Here is a 19,870-nt window from a genome sequence, read left to right as displayed (position 1 = left end):
GATTCGTTTAAAAGGTTTCACCCACAACTTCGCGCCTGGAGCAGGCGCAGAAGCCGTGGGAAGTAGCAACGCTTAGCGCTGTGGGGCTTTATGTACCATCGTGTAAGCATAATCGACGCCCATACCATAAGCGCCACTATGCTCACGGACCAGCGCCATTACCGCGTCGTAGGACTCTTTACGCGCCCAGTCCCGTTGATATTCGAGTAAAACCTGCTGCCAGGTGACCGGCACAGCGCCCGCCTGAACGATGCGATCGATTGCCCGTTCATGCGCATCGACTGAGGTTCCACCGGACGCATCAGTCACGGCATATACTTCGAACCCTTCGTTCAGCGCCATCAGTGCGGGAAAAGTCAGGCACACTTCGGTCCATAACGCGGCGATGATCAATTTCTTGCGACCAGTGGCTTTTACCGCACTGACGAATTTTTCATCCTCCCAGGAGTTCATCGACGTTCGTTCGATCGGGGTAATTTCAGGATGAACCGCCAATAACTCCGGCCAGATATAGCCGCTGAAACTTTCCGTTTCCACAGAGGTAAAAATGGTGGGAACATTAAAAATCTTTCCTGCTTTCGCCAAGGCTACGGTGTTATTTTTTAACTGTTGACGATCTATATTGGCAACGCCGAAAGACATTTGCGGTTGGTGATCGATAAAAATAAGCACCGAGTTATTGGGGTCAATCAATTCTTTAATAGACATGATATTAGCTCCAAAAGTTAGCCACTTTTCGCAGGAAAAAGAGTGGGGAAATGCCATCGTAAAGAGCGCATCAGCCAAAAGATAGCTAGTATTTTTTAATGACTCGTTAAGTTTTTCTATCTGACTCGGTGCGCTAGACGATGAAAATCAATTTGGATACATTAATTATTCTTGATGCTTTGGCGAATTATGGATCACTGGCTGCCGCCGCTGCGACCCTGCATAAAACACCGGCTGCCCTCAGCTATATGGTACAAAAACTGGAAGTCGAACTGGGTATTACGTTATTGGATCGTTCGGGTCATCGCGCCAAATTTACTGATGCCGGTGAATTAATACTTGAGAAAAGTAGAATGATTCTCCAGGCCACACGACGACTGGAAAAACAGGCAGCACAATTAATCTCTGGCTGGGAGAATGAAATTACCGTGGCGCTTGACGGTTCCGTCCCCTTTAATTGCCTGATCCCCCTGATTGACGAGTTTTATCAGGAACATCACCACACGCAATTAACGTTTATTCACCAAACTCTTGGTGGTTCGTGGGAATCACTTACCCGTGGCTGTGCCGATATTATTCTGGGTGCCATCACTGAACCCCCGGTTGTTTCAGGTTATACCTTTCATGTATTGGGCAGCTTTGAAACTGTCTTTGTTGTTTCTCCCGATCACCCGCTGGCGTCTTTTCCTGAACCCCTGGAAAAACACCATATCCAACCGCACCGTGGTGTGGTAGTCCGCGATACATCGCGCGTGGCGTCGCCGCGCAATGTGCAGATTCCTGATGAACAGGATGTGCTGGTGGTTTTTGATTTCAACAGTAAGTTGCAGGCACAATTATCGGGTTTGGTATGCGGTTATTTGCCGCGGCATCTGGCGCAGCCCTATATCGATCAGGGTCAGTTGGTTATCAAAAAAGTCGCGTCACATCAACCGGTCATCATGGCGTACCTTGGTCATGACGATGTTAAAAATGGCAAAGCCGCACTCTGGTGGCGCGACCGTTTATTGCAGGGCGATATCCTCAAGACGCTCTATCAGCATTGAGATCCACCTCAATGCCCCAGCAACTGACGGTATGAGCGGGTTTCATTGTCGCATGCGGCCAGCCCCAGTCGTTCTGCCAGATCCTGGCATTGGATTCTTAGCGTCGCCAATTGCGCCTGGTCGTCGGTCATGATGGCGATTTCAGCAAACTCGCCAATGCCACTCACCCGATCGAGGGTGATATGAAATTGCTCAATAAAATAGATACTGCGTAGTTTTTCCAGAGTGAACGCCCTGCGATAACCCAACGTATTGAGCATGTTGATGGTTTTCTCAACGGAGGTAATATTCACCGCCTCGCACCGATCATTCCCTGGACCTTTGACGATCCATAATTTAATGCCGGAAGGCGACATATCGCGTACCAGCATGCTGATGTTCTGCTGCTCAAGCGACGTAGCGCACTCAAAATAGGTATCGTGTTCCTGATTTTCCGCGACGAACTCTTGACCACCAAGGGCAATGACCCGCTGCCTGAGCACATCAATGTCGGCAACGCGGAATTTAAGCTCAACTTCATATTTCCCTACAAAATGCTCGCTCATGCGCATTTCCCTATCTGGTTCAGGAGTGGCTGTCAGTGAACACGGATTGTCGCATGCTTCAGGTTGCGGGCAATGAAAAAACTCCCCGCGAACGTGAGGTCACGAGGAGTTTTTTAGACCATTCAAAATAACCGGATACCGTATCCCCACATAAAGACCGCTAGCGCCAGAACCAGTTCAAGGACCAGTACCCCAATTGCCAGCGTCGATCCTGAGAAGAGAAAACCTTCCCGCCGATCGATTCCCAGAAAATTCGGGATCCCCAGATAGAGCAGATAACCGCTGTAAAACAACCCGATTACGCCGACGAACAAACATAGCCACACCAGCGGATAGAGCGCCACGAAGCCGCTGAGAAACATGGGGGTAGCGACGTAACCAGCGAAAACAATACAGGTTTTGACGTCGGGACGGCTGTCATAGCGCCGCGCCAGGGTATAAATCACCCGTCCCATTACGGCGACCGCAGCGAGCATCACCAAATAGAACACCACGGCAATCCACGCGGCGGTCAAGAGTGAGATGGGAAGATAATTGCCATCGCCAAAGTTCCACCCCACCTGGGTCGTGCCGATAAACGAACAGATCACCGGAATGGCAGCCATCACCAATACGTGGTGGAAATAGACATGCGAGACGGTTTCCCGTTCGCTCTGGATTTGTTTCAGTTCCGGTCCGGGATGGGCCAGAAGACCCCAAACGTGATTGACCATACGTCACCTTCCTTACCTGCCGTAGGCCGCACCCGGCAATGATAGAAGTAGTGCGCAACGCCGAACCGGAGGCCAGCGCCAGCCTGCGACCTTACCTCCAAGTATAGCTCTGGATGGTTAATCCGGTGACGCAGGGGTTGTCCGTTGATATCTCTATGAAAAAACGCTTAAAAATGAGCAAATACCACTGGTCACCTATAAACAGCGGGTGATAAATTAACCAGATTCAGTTGGATAGGCTCTAAGGGAAAAAAATGAAATATATCATCGTAGGCAGCGGTAATATCAGCAATACCTATATCCGCGCCATCAAAAACATCGCAGGATCCGTCGTTGTGGGATGTATCTCGCGCAGTGGCCGCACACCACAATCGGCACCCGATTTACCGTGCTGGAACAGCCTGTCTGACGTTGATCGGGCTTTTGATGCGGTTATTATCACCACCCCAAACGGATTACATCATCTGAGTGCCATTGAAGCAGCGAAACTGGGAAAACATATTCTGGTTGAGAAACCGCTGGATATTTCTCTCACCGCCTGTGACCAAATGATTGCCAGCGCAGAAGACGCGGGCGTTGTGCTGGCCGTCGCCTACCAGCGTCGCACCAATCCTGATAATGTCGCGTTGAAAAAAATCCTCGATAGTGGTGCGCTGGGAAAACGCTATTCTGCCGATCTCTCTTGCCGCTTCTGGCGCGATCAAGCCTATTACGACAGTGCCGATTACCGTGGTGGCTATGCCATTGATGGTGGCGGCGTTTTTATTCAGCAAGGTTCACATAACATCGATAACTATATCTGGCTGTTTGGTATGCCTGAACGCGTAACCAGCGAACTGGCTACGTTTGCCCATCGCATGGAAGCCGAAGATCATGGCGCTGCCCTGCTGCGCCATTCAGATGGCATGATCGGAACGATCGTTGCCTCCACGTGCGCACGCCCAGGCTATGCGGCCAGGCTGGAAGTGACCTGTGAAAAAGGCACCTTTACGGTAACCGATGACCGAATTACCCAATGGGATATTGCAGGAATCGATAACCCGGCGAGTGTGGTAGAAGCCGCCCCGGATGACGGCGCGCGTAGTGCGGTGGTCACGGACACCTCCCGCCACGAAGCGGTACTCAACGATTTTGCGCAGGCGATTCAACGTGGATCAACGCCGTTATGCGACGGTCGCGATGCCCGTCGGACGACAGAATTGGTGATGCAGATTTAGGTCATTAAACGCAAAAACAACGTTTTCGTCTGGAAAATCGACGGTCAGTAGATTTCCCTGAACTCCAAAATCCGACGAGCAAACCACCCAACGCCGTCTATACTGGGATAAGGATATCATCAGCTTAGCAGATGCTTATTCGTGATTTTGGTGGACTTAAGGAGAAAATATGAGAATATTCTTGTGGATTATCGCGATCATTTTTATCGTCGGGTTACTGACGATTACTGGCGTGTTTAAGCTGATTTTCTGATTACCCGTCATACTTCAAGCCGCAGATGCGTTGACTGCGGCCTCAAACCCCAGTCACATAGTCATCTATGCTCCTGGGGATTTTCGGCCTTGTCGGCTGTATGACACGTCTTTGGAACGACGACGGTACCCGACAAGTTTTATCACTCGCCGGATACCTATTCCATTCTCAATCGGTTTCAGTTGCCTGCGCGAGTGTCGGTTGGCCTGTCTGCTGATCTTTCTGCTTACGATACAGTTTCGCTACCTGTGGTACCGCTGGCGCTCTCCCTGTCTCCATCCAACTCCGCAAGCGGTTTGCATCTGCAAAATGGGTATATTTCCCGAACGCATCCAGCACCACCAGCGTCACCGGACGATTGGCGATCACCGTCCTCATCGCCAGACAATGCCCGGCCTGATTGGTAAAACCGGTTTTGGTCAGTTGGATTTTCCAACTGGCATTACTGATTAAATGGTTGGTATTGCGAAATGGCAAACTGTAAGACGGATTCTTAAAAATGGCGGTGGTTTCTGTAGTGGTACTGAGCTCACTGATCAGTGGATAATTCCTGGTTGCCATCAGCAATTTGGTGAGATCGCGCGCCGTAGAGACATTGTTAATCGACAATCCGGTCGGTTCAACATAACGCGTATGCGTCATACCCAAAGATTTTGCCTTGGCATTCATCGCATTAATAAATGCGCCATAGCCACCGGGATAATGGTGCGCCAGGCTGGCAGCCGCACGGTTTTCAGAGGACATCAGAGCCAACAGCAACATATTCCTGCGACTTATTTCACTGTTCAGCCGAACCCGAGAATAGACACCGCGCATCTCTTTGGTGTTATGGATATCCACTGAAATGATTTCATTGAGCGATTGTTTCGCATCCAGCGTGACCATTGCTGTCATCAATTTGGTGATCGACGCAATAGGAACAACTTCATCAGGATTACGCGAATAAATTACTTTGTGGTTTTGCATGTCCACCACCATGGCACTTCCGGAGGCAATCTCCAGCGGGGCAATTTTACCCGCAATGGCCGCATTGTCGCTGGCAACGGCATTGGATGTAGCGATCATACCTGCGTTCAACGCGAGCAGGCTTACTACCAAAAGACGGATTTTCACATGTATTACTCTGTAACGTATAGGATGTGCGCCGCCGAATTATAAGATACCGTTATAAACTTAGCACTCGGATTATTAACGGCTATTTGTGACAAAGTCTGTCGGCCAATTATGGATGAATAAGGCTGATGATGTTTAAGATGCAGCTTGTTTGGTGAAGTCTCTCACTTGAATGACTGGGTGGTTAGGGATTTACCTTATCAATAGCTGCCGAGATATCCCGCGACTTATTCAATGCACGAATCTCGCCGAACAATTCTGTCGCTTCGGCATACTCTTTGCGCAGATAACCCAACCATTGTTTAATCCGCGCCACGTGATAAAGCCCGGTGTCGCCCTGCTTTTCCAGATGTACGTACTTTTGCAGCAGCGTGACCACATCTGGCCACGGCATGCGCGGCTCATTGTATTTCACTACGCGGCTTAAATTCGGTATGTTCAGCGCGCCACGTCCCAACATCACGGCGTCACATCCTGTGACGTTCATGCACTCTTGCGCACTGGCGTAATCCCAAATCTCACCGTTGGCGATCACCGGAATAGTCAGTCGCTGGCGGATTTCAGCGATCGCCGGCCAGTTGATCCGTTCCGCTTTATAACCGTCTTCTTTGGTACGACCATGGACCGCCAGTTCGGTCGCCCCCGCCTGCTGTACCGCATCGGCAATTTCAAAGGCGTGGTCCAGGGAATCCCAGCCCAACCGCACTTTTACCGTCACCGGCAAGTCCGCTGGAACCGCAGCACGCATTGCTTTCGCGCCCTGATAAATCAATTCGGGATCTTTCAGCAATGTCGCTCCGCCGCCGCTGCCATTGACCAGTTTGGAGGGGCAACCGCAGTTCAAATCGACGCCATATGACCCGAGATCCACGGCTCTGGCGGCATTTTCAGCCAGCCATTGCGGGTGCTGCCCCAATAATTGAATGCGCACCAGCGTGCCAGACGGGGTACGGCTGGCGTTACGCAATTCGGGGCATAAACGATAGAAGGATTTTGCTGGCAACAGTTGATCGACCACGCGCAAAAATTCGGTGATACAGAGATCGTAATCGTTCACGTCGGTGAGGAGTTCACGTACCAGTGAGTCCAGTACGCCCTCCATCGGGGCCAGTAATACGCGCATGCAGCTACCTTTAAAATTGACGCGCAATAATACGGGGTATGGCGGGGTCATGGCAATGCCGACAACCCGGGCTCCCCGCGCGTGCCATCCGGCGCTCCACACTTCTGCAATCGTCCAACCGGCGACGACAGCAGCTTCGTCATCTCTCCAATCCTGATGCGGTCGTAGAAAATCAAACGTTGCCAACAAAAAACCGACGCCAGTTTCCTGACGTCGGTTTTTTTATGCCGGTGGACTGACTGTTTAGCACCAGAAAAGTGGCTTGCAGCCCGTCAACGGGTAGAGCGAATTACTGACTGCGAGCCGGACGACGTGGCGCACTGGCGCGACGAGCGCCCTCAGAAGCACCCTGACGCGGGCGGGCAGGTTTGCTGCCGCGGTTTTCACCGCCACCGGCCGGACGCGCACTTGCGCCACGGGAACCGTTGCCTTGTGGCGAACGTTGACCGCCACCCTGACCACCGCGACCACCCTGACGACCATTGATGATCGGCTCAGCCTTGATCGAAGGATCGGGTTCATAACCGTCAAGTGCAAAGCGCGGAATCTCACGTTTCAGTAAACGCTCAATATCACGCAGCAGTTTGTGCTCATCGACACAGACCAGCGAGATCGCTTCCCCGGTCGATTCGGCACGTCCTGTACGACCAATACGGTGTACGTAATCTTCCGGCACATTCGGCAATTCATAGTTCACTACGTGCGGCAACTGGTCGATATCCAGACCACGCGCAGCGATATCGGTAGCCACCAGAACGCGGATCTTACCGTCTTTGAAATCAGCCAGCGCGCGGGTACGTGCACCCTGACTTTTATTGCCGTGAATCGCGGCGGCAGTGATGCCGTCTTTATTCAACTGTTCGGCCAGATGGTTGGCACCGTGCTTAGTGCGGGTGAATACCAGCACCTGTTGCCAATCGCCTTCACCGATCATCTGTGACAGCAGCTCTCTTTTGCGTTTTTTATCAACAAAATGAACACTTTGTTCAATCTGCTCTGACGCAGTATTACGACGGGCCACTTCAACAGACGCAGGATTGTGCAGCAGTTTGTTCGCCAGCGCTTTAATCTCATCAGAGAAGGTCGCGGAAAACAGCAGATTCTGGCGTTTAGCCGGTAATTTCGCCAATACGCGGCGAATGTCATGAATGAAGCCCATATCCAACATACGGTCAGCTTCATCGAGCACCAGAATTTCTACGTGAGAAAGATCCACTGCATTCTGATGTTCCAGATCCAGCAAACGTCCCGGTGTTGCCACCAGAATGTCGACGCCACTGCGCAATTTCATCATCTGCGGGTTAATGCTTACGCCGCCAAATACCACCAGCGAACGCAATTTGAGGTGGCTGCTGTAAGCCACAACGTTTTCACCAATTTGTGCTGCCAGCTCGCGCGTTGGCGTCAGGATCAAAGCCCGGACGTTACGGCGATTGCTTTTGCTCTGGTGCGGGTTACTGCTCAGTAACTGTAACAACGGCAATGTAAACCCGGCTGTTTTACCAGTACCGGTCTGCGCGCTGGCCATCAAATCACGGCCTGATAAAACGACCGGAATAGCCTGGCGTTGAATAGGCGTAGGATCACGATAACCCTGTTCTTCAACCGCACGCAGGATGTCGGCACTCAAGCCGAGAGAATCAAATGACATATAGAGTAAAGCTCCAGATCCCCCCTAACCCAACTATGTTCGGTGCAGTTTCCAGGGAGGATTATCAGACGAGGCAAAATGAGGCATTACCACGAGGGATCGGCACAAACTGCAGTGCACCAATTGGCGAAGAGTGTAGCAGAGATCACACTCTTCGCGTGAAATATTATATAGGTGCTGTGGATTATGTCGGGAAGATCGACCATTTAGGGTATGAATTGCCGTCATTATCCTGTGATGAACCTCATGCACTTCCTCTTGCTTGCAGAAAATATGAACAGAATGGTTGTGTTTTTCGCCTGAAGCACTAAAGTTAATCATATGATTGATTAACTTTCTTGGTGGTACTGTTATGTATCCCGCTTCGCCATCTGATCCTGCTTCATCAACTAATTCGGCGTCTTCAACGACCAGCCGCGGGGAACAGGCCCGGCAGCAACTGATCACCGCAGCCATTGAAGTCTTCGGTGAGAATGGCTTGCAGGCGGCGACTACCCGCGACATCGCCCAGCGCGCCGGGCAAAATATCGCGGCGATCACCTACTATTTCCACTCCAAAGAGGGGCTGTATCTGGCCGTCGCTCAATGGATTGCCGATTTTATCCAGCGGGCTTTCCGTCCGCTGGCCGACGAAGTGGGGCATTTTCTGGCGTCTCCTGCCGAACAGCAAACGCCTGAACGTTATATGACCTTCTTGCGACGCGGATTGCTGGAGTTCAGCCATCTGATGACGCAGGCAGAGACGCTGAATCTCAGCAAGATCATGTCCCGTGAACAACTTTCCCCAACCGATGCCTACCCCGTCATTCATCAACAAGTCATCGCGCCACTGCATACGATGATGACGCAACTGGTGGCCGGTTACTGCGGCATGCAGGCTGAGGATACGAAAACCATTATTCATACCCATGCGCTGATGGGTGAAGTGCTGTCGTTTCGCGTGGCGCGGGAAACCATTCGCCTGCGCGCCAACTGGCAGAATATCGGCGATGACGAGGCGCAATTGATCAGTCAGGTTCTGGCCGAACACATCGAACTTCTTCTTAACGGGCTGCGGGCTAATTCTCTCCGCTAGAAACAGGCATGGAGTGTTATGAACAAGAAAAAGATCGCTATTGTCGTGGTGGTTCTGGCGCTGGTCGCCGCTGCCGCATACGCCATCTATGACTATCAACGCGAGAAAGATCAACCGTTGACGCTGTATGGCAACGTCGATATCCGCACGGTTAATCTCGGTTTCCGCGTTGATGGCCGGTTGGCCTCGCTGACGGTTGATGAAGGGGATGCGGTCAAAGCCGGGCAACTGCTCGGTAAATTGGATGACGCGCCTTATCTCAACGCGCTGCAACAGGCCAAAGCCAACGTAGCCAGCAGTCAGGCCCAGCTCGATCTGTTGCAGGCGGGTTACCGTCAGGAAGAGATCGCCCAGGTGCGCTCTGAACTGGCGCAACGGCAATCGGCGTATGCTTACGCAGACAGTTATTACCAGCGCCAACGCGGATTGTGGGCCAGCAAGTCCACGTCTGCCGATGCACTGGAAGATGCCAGAACATCACGCAATCAGGCTCTCGCCAATGTACAAGCGGCGAAAGACAAACTGGCGCAATACGAGAGCGGCAATCGCCCGCAAGAGATCGATCAGGCCAAAGCCAATCTGGCCCAGGCACAAGCCTCTCTCGCCCAGGCCGAACTGAACCTGCAAGATACCACGCTGATTTCACCATCAGAGGGGACCGTTCTGACCCGCGCCGTCGAACCGGGCACGATGGTCAGCGCCAGCAGCACGATTTTCACCCTGTCACTCACCAGACCAGTGTGGATCCGCGCCTATATCAATGAGATCAATCTGCAACACGCCGTACCGGGCAGCAAGGTGGAAATATTCACCGATGGCCGACCGGACCAGCCTTATCACGGAACGGTGGGGTTTGTTTCCCCGACAGCCGAATTTACGCCGAAAAGTGTCGAAACACCCGATCTGCGCACCGATCTGGTGTATCGCCTGCGGATTATCGTGACCGACGCCGATGATCACCTGCGTCAGGGAATGCCTGTCACCCTTCGTTTTGCCCAACCCTGAGCAGGTGTGTCATGAGCGAACAGCCACACCTCATCGAGCTGGACCAGCTTGAGAAAAGCTTCAAAGGGTTGGATCACCCGGCTGTCGCCAGCCTGACTGCGCAAATTCGCAGCGGCGCGGTGACCGGACTGGTCGGCCCCGATGGCGCGGGTAAAACCACGCTGCTGCGCATGCTGGCAGGATTGATGCAACCAAGCGCAGGCACCATGCGCGTTGTCGGTCTGGATCCGATAGCCGACGATCGCCAATTGCACGCCATTCTCGGCTATATGCCACAGAAATTTGGTTTGTATGAAGATCTGACGGTGATGGAAAACCTGACGCTTTACGCCGACTTACGCGGGGTGACCGGGGATCTGCGTCGGGAAACGTTCGAGCGACTGCTGGCGTTTACCGATCTCACCCGATTTACCGATCGGTTGGCGGGAAAACTCTCCGGCGGCATGAAGCAGAAACTCGGTCTGGCCTGCACGCTGGTCGGTCAGCCCAAAGTGTTGCTGCTTGATGAGCCCGGCGTCGGTGTGGATCCTATTTCGCGTCGTGAACTGTGGCGCATGGTCCACGAACTGGCCGATGAGGGCATGCTGATTCTCTGGAGCACCTCCTATCTGGATGAAGCGGAACAGTGTCGGGATGTCCTGCTGCTCAACGAAGGCAAGCTGCTTTATAGCGGCGTGCCGCAAGAATTGACTCAGCGTATGGCCGGACGAACCGTGCTGGTGACCGCCAGCCACGGTAGCAATCGCGCCTTATTGCAGCGCGCACTCTGCCTGCCACAGGTCACCGATGGCGTTATTCAAGGTAAATATCTGCGCCTGATCCTGCGCGAAGGTGAAGACCATCAGCAACTTCTTGCCGCTCTCGACCAATCCGATGGCGAATTGCAGGAAGCCGATCCGCGTTTTGAAGATGCGTTCATTGACCTGCTCGGCGGCGGGCCACATGAAGAATCGGCGCTGGCGAAAATTATGCCATTGGTGGAAGTTGATCCGCAGGAAACAGTGATTGAAGCGCAGGGATTGACCAAGAAATTTGGTGATTTCGCGGCTACCGATCATGTCGATTTCAAAGTCCAGCGCGGCGAAATCTTTGGCCTGCTTGGGCCGAATGGCGCGGGCAAGTCCACGACGTTTAAAATGATGTGCGGACTGCTGATCCCAACCGAAGGCAAGGCGTTGGTTCTGGGGATGGATCTTAAAACCAGCTCTGGCAAAGCACGTCAGCACCTGGGTTATATGGCGCAGAAATTTTCGCTGTATGGCAATTTGACCGTTGCACAAAACCTCAAGTTTTTTTCCGGCGTCTACGGTTTGAGCGGCAAGGCGCAGCGTAAGAAGATCGATGAGATGACTGAGGCGTTTAACTTTACGCCGATCCTCAACCAGGCGCCCGACTCGCTGCCGCTCGGCTTTAAACAGCGTCTGGCACTGGCCTGTGCGCTGATGCATGAGCCGGATATTCTGTTTCTCGATGAACCCACGTCGGGTGTCGATCCCCTCACCCGCCGGGAATTCTGGCTGCATATCAATGGCATGGTCGACAAAGGCGTCACAGTGATGGTCACTACCCACTTTATGGATGAAGCCGAATACTGTGACCGCATCGGGCTGGTCTATCACGGTAAAATCATTGCGGCAGGAACGCCTGACGATTTGAAGCAGAAAATCGCCAGCGACGAAAATCCGAATCCCTCAATGGAACAGGCTTTTATCGAGCTGGTTCAGGCATGGGATAACAAGGAGCAGAAATGAGCGCACCGATCGTGTCCGGCAAATCCCCGCATGGCAATACCGGATTTTCCTGGCGCAGACTGCGGGCACTGTGTCTGAAAGAGACCCACCAGATACTTCGCGATCCCAGCAGTGGGCTGATTGCTTTCGTCATTCCCCTGATGCTGCTGTTCATTTTCGGCTACGGCATTAACCTTGATTCCAGCAAACTGCGTGTCGGCATTCTGCTGGAGCAACAGAGTGAGGAAGCGCTCGATCTGGCGCATGCCTTTTCTGGCTCACCCTATATCGAACCGACGATCAGCGATAACCGTCAGGCGCTGATCCAGATGATGCAGGCCGGGCGCATACGCGGATTGATAGTGATCCCGCCGGATTTTGCCCAGCAATTGGCGCGCCCCGACGTGAAATCCCCCATTCAGGTGATCACCGACGGCAGTGAACCCAACACGGCCAATTTTGTGCAGGGCTACAGCGAAGGTATCTGGCAAATCTGGCGGCAACAGCGTGCCAGCGATCGCGGTCAGGAAGATCAGATGCTGATCGACGTGCAGTTGCGCTACTGGTTCAACCCGGCCGCCATCAGCCAGCATTTTATTATTCCCGGCGCGATCACCATCATCATGACGGTCATTGGCGCGATTCTCACCTCACTGGTGATCGCCCGCGAATGGGAGCGTGGCACCATGGAAGCCCTGCTCTCAACCCAGGTCACCCGCAGCGAATTGCTCCTGTCAAAATTGTTGCCGTACTACGTGCTCGGCATGTTTGCCATGCTGCTTTGTATGGTGGTCTCCGTTTTTGTACTCGGCGTACCCTATCGCGGATCGCTGATTGTACTGTTTGTGATCAGCAGCCTGTTCCTCGCCAGCACATTGGGTATGGGACTGTTGATTTCCACCCTGACCCGCAATCAGTTCAACGCCGCCATGGTGGCGCTCAACGCGGCATTTTTGCCCTCGGTGATGCTGTCAGGATTTATCTTCGAAATCGACAGCATGCCCGCGATCGTTCGTGCCGTGACCTACATCATTCCGGCGCGTTACTTTGTCAGTACGCTGCAAACACTGTTTCTGGCGGGAAATATCGCCACCGTGCTGTGGATTAACCTGCTGTTCCTGATTGCCTCAGCGGTGTTTTTCATTGGCCTGACCGCCTGGAAAACCCAGCGGCGACTGGATTAAGGAGAGTCTATGTTTCATCGTCTCATCACGTTGATCATCAAAGAGATGCAGTCGCTGCTGCGGGATCCGCAAACCCGGGCCATTCTGATTATGCCGGTGATTTTGCAGGTTTTACTGTTCCCCTTTGCCGCCACGCTGGAAGTGACCAATGCCACCATCGCAGTCTACAGCGAAGACAGCGGACAAAATTCGATTGAACTGACCCAGCGGTTCGCCAAGGCGAAAGCGTTTTCCAACGTGATTTTGTTGCGCAGTCCGCAAGAGATTGCCCCGACAATCGATAACCAGAAGGCGCTGCTGCTGATCCGTTTTCCAGCCAACTTCTCCCGCGATCTGGCGAGTGGCCATCCGGCATCGTTACAACTCATTCTTGATGGGCGTAATTCGAACAGCGCACAAATCGCCGCCAATTACCTGCAACAAATTGTGCGTGACTACCAGCTTGAATTGGTTGGATCGCATGCCGTTGCCAACAACAGTGAACTGATCACCCGCAACTGGTACAACCCAAATCTGGATTATAAATGGTTCGTGGTGCCATCATTGATTGCAATGATTACCACCATCGGCGTGCTGATTGTGACGTCATTATCTGTCGCGCGCGAACGTGAGCAAGGCACCATGGAGCAGTTACTGGTTTCTCCGCTGACCACCTGGCAGATTTTTATCGGTAAAGCAGTACCTGCACTGATTGTTGCTACTTTTCAGGCTTCGATTGTTTTGCTGATTGGTATCTTTTGCTATCAGATCCCTTTTGCCGGATCGCTACTGTTATTCTATTTCACAATGCTGATTTATGGACTGTCGCTGGTGGGCTTTGGCCTGCTGATTTCGTCGTTATGCTCCACCCAACAGCAGGCATTTATAGGCGTGTTTGTATTTATGATGCCAGCCATTTTGCTCTCAGGGTATGTGTCGCCAGTGGAAAACATGCCGGTGTGGCTACAGAACTTTACCTGGGTGAATCCAATCCGCCACTTCACCGATATCACCAAACAGATCTACCTGAAGGATGCCAGTTTTGCGATTATCTGGCACAGCTTATGGCCACTGCTGGTGATTACCGCCACAACAGGCAGCGCCGCGTACTGGATGTTCCGTCGAAAAATCGCCTGATCGGCAGTCAAATTGTTACCACTTTCCACTGTTGGACTGATTGATTAGGCTGCTATTATTTAGTCTCTTTAGCTATGGATTCGAGGCTGTGCACGGGAATGAGAGAAACCTGGAGGATTAATTTAGTTTCTGTCTGGTTAGGCTGCTTTTTCACTGGCCTGGCGATGAGTCAGATTCTGCCATTCCTGCCGCTCTACATAGAACAATTGGGTGTGCACTCCCATGAATCGCTGAGCATGTGGTCAGGACTGGTTTTCAGCGGCACTTTTCTGGTGTCGGCGTTCGTCGCGCCAATGTGGGGTAGCCTTGCGGACAGAAAAGGCCGCAAGCTGATGCTGCTTCGTGCTTCGCTCGGGATGGCTATCGTTATTGTGCTACAGGGGTTCGTGACCAACGTTTGGCAACTGTTCATCCTGCGTTCTTTGATGGGACTGACTTCCGGTTATATTCCCAATGCCATGGCGCTGGTCGCCTCCCAGGTTCCCAAGGAAAAGAGTGGTTGGGCGCTGGGTACGCTGTCTACCGGCCCGATCACCGGGGTTATTATCGGCCCGTTACTGGGTGGATTTATGGCTGACTATCTCGGTCTGCGCGTGGTATTTTTTGTCACTGCGGGTTTGATGTTCATGAGCTTCCTGATCACCCTGTTTCTGATTAAAGAGCAGCGAGTCGTGGTCAATCGTAAGGATAAATTGAGCGGTAAAGCCGTTTTCGCCTCATTGCCCTACCCCGGTTTAATGCTTGCCCTGTTCGTCACGACGTTGGTTATCCAGCTTGCCAATGGTTCCATCAGCCCGATCCTGACGCTGTTTATCAAGGATATTGCCAACTCTCATGGCAACATCGCCTTTATCAGCGGTGTCATTGCCGCCGTGCCCGGTGTTTCGGCGCTGATTTCCGCCCCACGCCTCGGACGGTTAGGCGATCGCATCGGTACCGAACGCATTCTGATCGCCGCGCTGCTGTTTTCGACTGTACTGTTTATCTTTATGTCGTGGGTGCAAACTCCCATGCAATTGGGGATATTACGTTTCCTGCTGGGTTTTGCTGACGGGGCCTTGTTGCCTGCGGTTCAAACCTTGCTAATGAAATACTCCAGCGATCAGGTCACCGGGCGCATCTTTGGTTATAACCAATCTTTTATGTATCTGGGAAATGTAGTCGGCCCACTTCTTGGCTCGGGTATATCGGCGTTTGCGGGTTTCCGCTGGGTGTTTATCAGTACCGCCGTCATTGTGCTCATCAATGCCCTACAGATACGCGGCGCGTTCAAGAAGATTCCGGTGCGGCGGTGAACTCTGTCAATTATTTTCTAAAAACATTCTGCATTTCGTATTTCCAATATCTGGATGAAATCATCACTGAATAGTTTTTTACTGATCTACACGAAGTACCCCTAAAAAAACAAATTCAGCTATCTCTCCTCTTCATCTATTGACTACCACTTTTTGGCTGGAACATTTCACGGCAAATAATTACCTTACTAATCATCAAGCGAAGGTACTATAGCTTTTAGCCTTATCGATTTTTGTAGAGCGTAGGGGTTTACAGGTCATGAACATGACGATAGGTCGTATAAGTACTGAATGATTAGATCGAGTAATACACTGCATATTGTCCTCGTTGGTAGTACAAAATACGTTATATGATGAGTTTGTTAGTTTTTAAAAACAAACCATTCAGACCAAGAATGGTACAATCTAAATAACAAAATTTACTAATGTTATAAAGATTCTTTATAAGCTAGATTTTAAATCAGACCCTATGTATTATAAGTTTTTCTGTACTGTATGTAAGGGATCTACATGGCTAATATAATATATGCAACGATTAAGGGAGAGAAACAAGGACTGATTTCTGCTGGATGTTCAACTCTTGATTCCATAGGAAACAAATACCAAAAGGGACACGAAGATCAGATCCTTATCCTTGAACTGATCAATCTTATGACTCGCGAAAGCAATGTTCAGCTTCATCCCATCCAAATCAGAAAGCCCATAGATAAAGCAACCCCACTCTTGGCTTTAGCAATAAACCAGAATGAACGCCTGACATGCGAATTTGTGTTTTACAGAATGAATCCTTCTGGTGGTCTGGAGCTTTTCTTCAAGATAAAACTGACAGGCGCTACGTTAAGTGAAATTAGGATGTTTAGCCCTAACTCACTAACCCACAACGATACTCAATCTGATGAAAGTATTTCTTTCAAATACGAATCTATCACTTGGGAACACGTAATGGCAGGAACGAGTGCCTATAGCATCTGGGAAGATAGGGTGTATTAATCATGGGAACTACTGCAATAGCTCATTTGAAGTATGATTTGGATAGGCATGCTGTGGACCTTAGACGTATTGCTACATTAGCTTCATCGTATTTTATTGAAAATTACCAAGTAAGAAGAGATTACCTCAGAGAAGTTGATGAGTTTATAAACAATATCAATATGCGCTTTAGAAATACGTTTGATGTTAACGAACGCATGAGATTAATTACTGAAATGCGTGCTGAAAGTGATCTTGCTCATCGAGAATATCAGATGTTACGGCAAGGGAACTACACAAAATATATCATTACAGAGATATTTGAAGATCAAGGCGTAGTTAAGTACGCAAAAATAGGAGGTGGTGTAATTTCTGGAGCTGTCGAAACAGCGGCTGGCGTGACAGTTTATAAACTCGGCCAAAGTATGCATTTTAGGCGTATGAAATCTATAGGGGTAGTTCTATTTACTCATGGACTCAATAATGCCTATGAAGCTATTTCGCCTGTGCTCTATGAAAATCAGAAGACAGGTTGGGTTAGAGACATATACAGAGCAGGAGCAAAATATTTAGGACGCGATAAATATGATGGTGATCTTGCTTATGCAACTGTTGATTTTATTGCCACTCTATATTCTGCATATAAAATGCCTATTTTAGCATAGAATAGAAATAGGCTGGTGGATAGTTACTTATTTGAAAAACCTGGAACAGGAAAATTATATAGATATGTCAATATAGATTATATATCTAAATGGGATAGCAAAAAGACAGCGATGAAAATATACCAAGTAGGATCTACCCTGCATAAATTCAAATTACTGTATGCAGATGAAGGTTATCAATATCACGATAACTGATTAATCTTAATCCGTAACCCAAGCTTTATTAGTTTAATTTCTGTTAAAATACTGTGGTTTTCGGATTTTGCATTCTTATATATTTCTGCTATGACAAAGAAAGCAAGGAATGGTACAGCAAACAAAGTTTGTTTAAAGTCAAAAACGATTGTAGCTAAGATGTAAAACAGAGACATAATAAACAACGTTAATATACTTTTTACTGAATCTTTTGATACAAATATTATGGACTCAATAAACGACATACCTCGCCCCTCCTCCTCGCCTGCTCTTTTTAGCTCTTTTTTAAACTTCAGGTAGTCATTTTTGAATTTTAGAAGTTCTTTATAAGAAAAACCATTGCTTACGACTATACTACGCGCATCCATTCAAATTATCCTCATTACCCGATTGTAATTTAACTATGTTAGTGTAGCGGAAACCTTTATTATGAAGCAAGAAAATCATTAACAACAAAACCAAGAAACTCTAAACTTTTATTACTTCGATAGCTCATTTAAAGTATCTTTTAGACAATCATGCTTTAGACCTAACATTGTATTTTATTAAAAATCACCAAGTAAGAAGAGATTACCTCAGAGAGGTTGATGAGTTTATAAACAATATCAATATGCGATTTATAAATATGATTGATGTGAACAAACGCATGAGATTAATTAATGAAATACGTGCTGAAAGTGATCTTGCTAATCGGGAATATCAGATGTTACGGCAAGGTAATTATACAAAATACCTTATTATTGATATATATGAAGATCAGGAACTAATGACGTATGGGAGGTGAAACACAATATAAAAAAATGAGAAATCGAAGCCTTACTAACTTTGCTGTAAGAAGAAAACTTAAATTTATTCCCCTACTACTTTTTAAGATATAAAAAGAAATAAAAATAATGAACAATATTAAATAGACAAGAACTTCCTTTGCACCATCATTATAAAAATAAGCACCAAACATCATCACAAAAAAAACAGGACAAATCAATATTACATTCCCACCACATAGCTCGCCAATTAGCAAAATGTAGTTTTTCAGTGATTCATCATCTGTCGTTTTTACTCCTTTACCATAGGTTTCATTTTTTTATCTCTATATTGACTCTTTAACTTCAATAGCTCTTGGTAAGTAAATCCACTTTTCAAAATTAGTTTCTTGATTTTCATAATTTTTCTATTATCTTATTGTGATTGCTGGATTACTTATCTTACCCTAATACATTACTCTAAGACAAGTAACTCTATGACGAATGTATTAAAAAGGATACACCCTTTATAATGGTATTTTATACCCAAGAGGATATGCATTGCTGACATACCAGAGTGATACCCTAAGGTGCTGTACTACACGTTGCCCTACCCTATTGTAACGAACTACTATATCATGCGTACATAACCTACATAACCTACATAACCTACATAACCTACATAATCGGCATTAAAATGACAAAGATTGACTGGCTCATGCAACTACGCCGTTGCACAAGTATAGAAACGCTTGAAAAAATAATCGATAAGAACAAGTATGACTTAACTAATGATCAGCTTGAAACCTTCTACGCTGCATCTGATCATAGACTTGCGGAGCTCACGATGGGAAAACTGTATGATAAGATCCCAGCGACTGTCTGGCAGTATATAAAATGAAGTGGGTTAACCAGATAATTATAGTGCTGTCGATTTCTCCATCACGGCGTATTCGGCTTACAAAGGACTTATTTTAAAGGAGAACCCTTTGCGTTTGGCAAGCAGAGGATTATTTGAAAAACCAGGTACTGGCGCATTATTTCGAAATATAAGGAATGACAAAATAACCAAATGGGCAAATAAAGGTTCAGTCATGAGGATATACCAAATAGGGTCGTCTATTAATAAATTTAAAGCTATATTTTATGATGATGAGTATCAATACCATGATGGACAATGATTGATAAGAGCAGGAAGAGTGTTAGAAAAATTGAAATCACTCTTCTTTTATTGTGCTCAATGAATCATCAATATGAAGGTGGTGCAATCCAAAAAACGAACATCTTCAATCTCAAGTTAAGTAATTTCATCGTTGTTTTTATACTTACTTTCGCTGCTCTACTATTTTTAAGTATAACGAATACTATCGCAATCATACTTATAGCTAACATGGCAAGTGGTCCTCTTGTAAATCCATGAAGATATAACATTATACCAGTGTTGATGATGCCTATAATAGTTGCAGCGAAAAAAGCATTACTTACAATATCGGCAAAATTTGAACGTCGCAGGTTATGGCTTGC

Annotated in this window: 19 protein-coding genes; 12 read left to right on the top strand and 7 right to left on the bottom strand. The window is 48.7% G+C overall.

Annotation, left to right across the window (positions count from 1 at the left end):
* Positions 1-72: 72 nt before the first annotated feature.
* Positions 73-708, bottom strand: coding sequence for a hydrolase (locus DRI82_RS02280; protein WP_114191868.1), 636 nt, complete (start codon positions 706-708; stop codon positions 73-75).
* 140 nt (positions 709-848) lie between these two features.
* Here DRI82_RS02280 and DRI82_RS02275 point away from each other — a divergent pair, with 140 nt between their 5' ends.
* Positions 849-1,754, top strand: coding sequence for a LysR substrate-binding domain-containing protein (locus DRI82_RS02275; protein ID WP_114191867.1), 906 nt, complete (start codon positions 849-851; stop codon positions 1,752-1,754).
* A gap of 8 nt (positions 1,755-1,762) precedes the next feature.
* On the opposite strand, the gene cyaB is transcribed toward DRI82_RS02275, so the two are convergent.
* Together cyaB and DRI82_RS02265 are read right to left on the bottom strand one after the other, a co-directional pair.
* On the bottom strand, positions 1,763-2,299 hold the full coding sequence (gene cyaB, locus DRI82_RS02270; protein ID WP_114191866.1) for a class IV adenylate cyclase: 537 nt from the start codon (positions 2,297-2,299) through the stop codon (positions 1,763-1,765).
* Between the two features lie 122 nt (positions 2,300-2,421).
* Positions 2,422-3,012 (bottom strand): Yip1 family protein, encoded by a 591-nt coding sequence (locus DRI82_RS02265; protein WP_114191865.1) that lies wholly within the window; start codon positions 3,010-3,012, stop codon positions 2,422-2,424.
* A 254-nt stretch (positions 3,013-3,266) separates the two neighbouring features.
* Between DRI82_RS02265 and DRI82_RS02260 the strand changes: the two genes are divergently transcribed.
* Entirely contained in the window at positions 3,267-4,229 is a 963-nt protein-coding gene (locus tag DRI82_RS02260) for a Gfo/Idh/MocA family protein (RefSeq protein ID WP_114191864.1), read from the top strand.
* Between the two features lie 169 nt (positions 4,230-4,398).
* On the top strand, positions 4,399-4,482 hold the full coding sequence (locus tag DRI82_RS24840; RefSeq protein WP_462677100.1) for a small membrane protein YohP: 84 nt from the start codon (positions 4,399-4,401) through the stop codon (positions 4,480-4,482).
* Positions 4,483-4,650: 168 nt separating this feature from the next.
* Here DRI82_RS24840 and pbpG read toward each other — a convergent pair whose 3' ends face one another.
* From pbpG to rhlE, 3 genes are all read right to left on the bottom strand, one after another.
* A complete protein-coding gene (gene pbpG, locus DRI82_RS02255; RefSeq protein ID WP_114191863.1) occupies positions 4,651-5,601 on the bottom strand; it encodes a D-alanyl-D-alanine endopeptidase in 951 nt (316 codons plus the stop codon).
* Positions 5,602-5,779: 178 nt separating this feature from the next.
* Positions 5,780-6,718 (bottom strand): tRNA dihydrouridine(16) synthase DusC, encoded by a 939-nt coding sequence (gene dusC / locus DRI82_RS02250; RefSeq protein ID WP_114192013.1) that lies wholly within the window; start codon positions 6,716-6,718, stop codon positions 5,780-5,782.
* A 289-nt stretch (positions 6,719-7,007) separates the two neighbouring features.
* Positions 7,008-8,369, bottom strand: coding sequence for an ATP-dependent RNA helicase RhlE (gene rhlE, locus DRI82_RS02245; protein ID WP_114191862.1), 1,362 nt, complete (start codon positions 8,367-8,369; stop codon positions 7,008-7,010).
* A gap of 352 nt (positions 8,370-8,721) precedes the next feature.
* Between rhlE and DRI82_RS02240 the strand changes: the two genes are divergently transcribed.
* From DRI82_RS02240 to DRI82_RS02205, 8 genes are all read left to right on the top strand, one after another.
* The gene (locus DRI82_RS02240) at positions 8,722-9,444 is read left to right on the top strand and encodes a transcriptional regulator (protein ID WP_114191861.1); all 723 of its coding nucleotides are present in this window, start codon (positions 8,722-8,724) and stop codon (positions 9,442-9,444) included.
* Positions 9,445-9,462: 18 nt separating this feature from the next.
* The gene (gene hlyD, locus DRI82_RS02235; protein WP_114191860.1) at positions 9,463-10,449 is read left to right on the top strand and encodes a secretion protein HlyD; all 987 of its coding nucleotides are present in this window, start codon (positions 9,463-9,465) and stop codon (positions 10,447-10,449) included.
* A gap of 11 nt (positions 10,450-10,460) precedes the next feature.
* Positions 10,461-12,200, top strand: a complete 1,740-nt coding sequence (locus tag DRI82_RS02230; RefSeq protein ID WP_114191859.1) for an ATP-binding cassette domain-containing protein — start codon at positions 10,461-10,463, stop codon at positions 12,198-12,200.
* On the top strand, positions 12,197-13,363 hold the full coding sequence (locus tag DRI82_RS02225; protein ID WP_114191858.1) for an ABC transporter permease: 1,167 nt from the start codon (positions 12,197-12,199) through the stop codon (positions 13,361-13,363). Before DRI82_RS02230 ends, DRI82_RS02225 begins: the two co-directional genes overlap by 4 nt.
* Positions 13,364-13,372: 9 nt before the next feature.
* Positions 13,373-14,479 carry an ABC transporter permease gene (locus tag DRI82_RS02220; RefSeq protein WP_114191857.1) on the top strand — a complete coding sequence of 369 codons (1,107 nt, stop codon included), beginning with the start codon at positions 13,373-13,375 and terminating at the stop codon, positions 14,477-14,479.
* Between the two features lie 98 nt (positions 14,480-14,577).
* Positions 14,578-15,774, top strand: coding sequence for a multidrug efflux MFS transporter (locus tag DRI82_RS02215; RefSeq protein WP_114191856.1), 1,197 nt, complete (start codon positions 14,578-14,580; stop codon positions 15,772-15,774).
* 510 nt (positions 15,775-16,284) lie between these two features.
* The gene (locus tag DRI82_RS02210) at positions 16,285-16,764 is read left to right on the top strand and encodes an Hcp family type VI secretion system effector (protein WP_114191855.1); all 480 of its coding nucleotides are present in this window, start codon (positions 16,285-16,287) and stop codon (positions 16,762-16,764) included.
* Between the two features lie 2 nt (positions 16,765-16,766).
* Positions 16,767-17,408 carry a DUF4225 domain-containing protein gene (locus DRI82_RS02205; RefSeq protein ID WP_114191854.1) on the top strand — a complete coding sequence of 214 codons (642 nt, stop codon included), beginning with the start codon at positions 16,767-16,769 and terminating at the stop codon, positions 17,406-17,408.
* 182 nt (positions 17,409-17,590) lie between these two features.
* Here DRI82_RS02205 and DRI82_RS02200 read toward each other — a convergent pair whose 3' ends face one another.
* Positions 17,591-17,971 carry a hypothetical protein gene (locus DRI82_RS02200; RefSeq protein ID WP_114191853.1) on the bottom strand — a complete coding sequence of 127 codons (381 nt, stop codon included), beginning with the start codon at positions 17,969-17,971 and terminating at the stop codon, positions 17,591-17,593.
* 1,072 nt (positions 17,972-19,043) lie between these two features.
* Between DRI82_RS02200 and hha the strand changes: the two genes are divergently transcribed.
* Positions 19,044-19,247 (top strand): hemolysin expression modulator Hha, encoded by a 204-nt coding sequence (hha, locus tag DRI82_RS02195; protein ID WP_114191852.1) that lies wholly within the window; start codon positions 19,044-19,046, stop codon positions 19,245-19,247.
* The last annotated feature ends 623 nt before the right edge of the window (positions 19,248-19,870 follow it).

This window comes from Edaphovirga cremea, from assembly GCF_003332275.1.
GTDB lineage: Bacteria > Pseudomonadota > Gammaproteobacteria > Enterobacterales > Enterobacteriaceae > Edaphovirga > Edaphovirga cremea.
Note: the sequence above shows the minus strand (reverse complement) of the source record. Positions and strands in the feature narration are given on the sequence as shown.

What these genes read in the sequence shown, in the direction of transcription:
- DRI82_RS24840 (WP_462677100.1), top strand. Translation starts at nt 4,399, where the DNA reads ATGAGAATATTCTTGTGGATTATCGCGATCATTTTTATCGTCGGGTTA.
- cyaB (WP_114191866.1), bottom strand. Translation starts at nt 2,299, where the DNA reads ATGAGCGAGCATTTTGTAGGGAAATATGAAGTTGAGCTTAAATTCCGC.
- DRI82_RS02240 (WP_114191861.1), top strand. Translation starts at nt 8,722, where the DNA reads ATGTATCCCGCTTCGCCATCTGATCCTGCTTCATCAACTAATTCGGCG.
- hha (WP_114191852.1), top strand. Translation starts at nt 19,044, where the DNA reads ATGACAAAGATTGACTGGCTCATGCAACTACGCCGTTGCACAAGTATA.
- DRI82_RS02220 (WP_114191857.1), top strand. Translation starts at nt 13,373, where the DNA reads ATGTTTCATCGTCTCATCACGTTGATCATCAAAGAGATGCAGTCGCTG.
- dusC (WP_114192013.1), bottom strand. Translation starts at nt 6,718, where the DNA reads ATGCGCGTATTACTGGCCCCGATGGAGGGCGTACTGGACTCACTGGTA.
- DRI82_RS02215 (WP_114191856.1), top strand. Translation starts at nt 14,578, where the DNA reads ATGAGAGAAACCTGGAGGATTAATTTAGTTTCTGTCTGGTTAGGCTGC.
- hlyD (WP_114191860.1), top strand. Translation starts at nt 9,463, where the DNA reads ATGAACAAGAAAAAGATCGCTATTGTCGTGGTGGTTCTGGCGCTGGTC.
- DRI82_RS02210 (WP_114191855.1), top strand. Translation starts at nt 16,285, where the DNA reads ATGGCTAATATAATATATGCAACGATTAAGGGAGAGAAACAAGGACTG.
- DRI82_RS02260 (WP_114191864.1), top strand. Translation starts at nt 3,267, where the DNA reads ATGAAATATATCATCGTAGGCAGCGGTAATATCAGCAATACCTATATC.
- DRI82_RS02225 (WP_114191858.1), top strand. Translation starts at nt 12,197, where the DNA reads ATGAGCGCACCGATCGTGTCCGGCAAATCCCCGCATGGCAATACCGGA.
- DRI82_RS02275 (WP_114191867.1), top strand. Translation starts at nt 849, where the DNA reads ATGAAAATCAATTTGGATACATTAATTATTCTTGATGCTTTGGCGAAT.
- DRI82_RS02265 (WP_114191865.1), bottom strand. Translation starts at nt 3,012, where the DNA reads ATGGTCAATCACGTTTGGGGTCTTCTGGCCCATCCCGGACCGGAACTG.
- DRI82_RS02200 (WP_114191853.1), bottom strand. Translation starts at nt 17,971, where the DNA reads ATGGATGCGCGTAGTATAGTCGTAAGCAATGGTTTTTCTTATAAAGAA.
- DRI82_RS02230 (WP_114191859.1), top strand. Translation starts at nt 10,461, where the DNA reads ATGAGCGAACAGCCACACCTCATCGAGCTGGACCAGCTTGAGAAAAGC.
- rhlE (WP_114191862.1), bottom strand. Translation starts at nt 8,369, where the DNA reads ATGTCATTTGATTCTCTCGGCTTGAGTGCCGACATCCTGCGTGCGGTT.
- DRI82_RS02205 (WP_114191854.1), top strand. Translation starts at nt 16,767, where the DNA reads ATGGGAACTACTGCAATAGCTCATTTGAAGTATGATTTGGATAGGCAT.
- DRI82_RS02280 (WP_114191868.1), bottom strand. Translation starts at nt 708, where the DNA reads ATGTCTATTAAAGAATTGATTGACCCCAATAACTCGGTGCTTATTTTT.